Genomic DNA, 1,783 nt, shown 5'->3' with positions numbered 1-1,783 from the left:
CTAGAAGACTTCTGAAGATGTTGCTGGTCGGGCTTCCGATCTTGTAGGTCGAGGGTCAGGCTGGGCAGCATGATGGGGCATCGTCCCGAACAGCCGATTGGGCCGGATGTGTGGAGCACCTGCCGGGAGTTGATCCCGGCAGGCGGTGTGTATGCGTTTTTGGCCGAGCATCGTGATGAGCTGTTTCCCCAGGAGATGTTCTCCGACCTGTATGCCGCGACTGATGGTCGGCCGAGTGTGCCGCCGCAGGTGCTGGCATGTGTGACGGTCCTGCAGGCGTTGCTGCACCACTCCGATGGCGAGGCCGCGCTGGCGCTGCGCTGTGACCTGCGCTGGAAGGCCGCCTGCGGGTTGGGCCTGCACGATCGTGGCTTCGACCCCTCGCTGCTGGTGTATTTCCGGCAGCGGCTGCGCAGGTCCGGCGATCCGAACCGGATTTTCGCCCGGATCGGCCGGGTGGCCGAGGCCAGCGGGGCGCTGCGGGGCAGGATGCGGCGAGTGCTGGACTCGGCAGTGCTGGACGATGCGGTGGCCACCCAGGACACCATCACGCAGTTGATCGCGGCGGTGCGGCGGGCAGGCCGGCAGGTGCCTGGCGCCGCCCAGGTGATCGCTGAACGCTGCCGGGCTGCCGACTACGCCGATGCGGGCAAGCCCGCGATCGCCTGGGATGACGCCAAGGCGCGGCAGGATCTGGTGTCCGCTCTGGTGAGCGACGCGCTCACGGTGGTGGCCGCGTTCGAGGCAGCCGCGCTGGCGGGTGAGCTGGAGGAGGCGGCCGGGCAGGCGCTGGCGCTGCTGGCGCTGGTGGCCGGGCAAGACGTCGAGCCGGCCGAGGGCTGCGACGGCACCGACGGGCGCTGGCAGATCGCCCGCAAGGTCGCCTCGGACCGGGTCATCTCCATCGTTGATGCCGAGACCCGGCACGTGCACAAGACCGTGCATCAGCGGCAGGATGGCTACAAGGCCCATGTCGTGGTCGAACCCGATACCGGCCTGTTCACCGGTGTCCGGCTGACCATGGCCACCGGGCAGGACAATCACGAGGCCGTGGTGGGTGTGGATCTGCTGGCCCAGCCGCCTGTCCAGCCACCCGCCGGCACTGCGACGTTCGAGGTGCTGGGCGATACGGCTTACGGCACCGGCGAGGCCCGCGCCGCGCTGGCTGAGGCCGGGCACACCGTCATCATCAAGCCCGCGCCCTTGCGCCCGGCCGTGGCCGGCGGCTTCACCATCGACGACTTCCACGTCGAGGAAGCCGCGGCCACCGTCACCTGCCCGGCCGGAGTGATACGGCATATCACCGCGACACGGTCGGTGACCTTCGGGGCCGCCTGCCGTTCCTGCCCGCTCCGGCAACGCTGCACCACCAGCAAGGACGGCCGCAGCCTGCATCTGCATCCGCATGATGCGTTGTTACGCCAGGCCCGTCAGGCGTGGGCCGGCGACCCCGATTTGAGAGCCGTCTATCGGCGGCACCGTCCCATGGTTGAACGCTCCATCGCCTGGCTGATCGGCGCGAATGGCGGCGCCCGCAAGCTCCGTTACCGTGGGGTGCTACGCAACGATCTCTGGGTCCACCTGCGAGCAGCCGCGTTGAACCTGCGCCGCTTGATCAACCTCGGGCTCGACCCTGTCCAGGGCGCCTGGACACTGCAGCCCGCCACCGGCTGAGGCTTCACCGCAGGGTGACCAGCCGTCGATCTCCTGGTCGCAGAGCATCGAACGCCTGGCCTTCTGCCTGTTTCCCATCACCCGAACAACATCTTCAGAGGACTCCTAG

Annotated in this window: 1 protein-coding gene; it reads left to right on the top strand. The window is 68.6% G+C overall.

All coding sequences use genetic code 11. The annotated features are described in order from the left end of the window. Positions 1–69: 69 nt before the first annotated feature. Entirely contained in the window at positions 70–1,674 is a 1,605-nt protein-coding gene (locus ABZ459_RS52690; RefSeq protein WP_357989092.1) for an IS1182 family transposase, read from the top strand. Positions 1,675–1,783: the final 109 nt, after the last annotated feature.

The organism is Nonomuraea sp. NPDC005692 (assembly GCF_040631115.1).
In the GTDB taxonomy this organism is placed as follows: domain Bacteria; phylum Actinomycetota; class Actinomycetes; order Streptosporangiales; family Streptosporangiaceae; genus Nonomuraea.
Note: the sequence above shows the minus strand (reverse complement) of the source record. Positions and strands in the feature narration are given on the sequence as shown.

What these genes read in the sequence shown, in the direction of transcription:
- ABZ459_RS52690 (WP_357989092.1), top strand. Translation starts at nt 70, where the DNA reads ATGATGGGGCATCGTCCCGAACAGCCGATTGGGCCGGATGTGTGGAGC.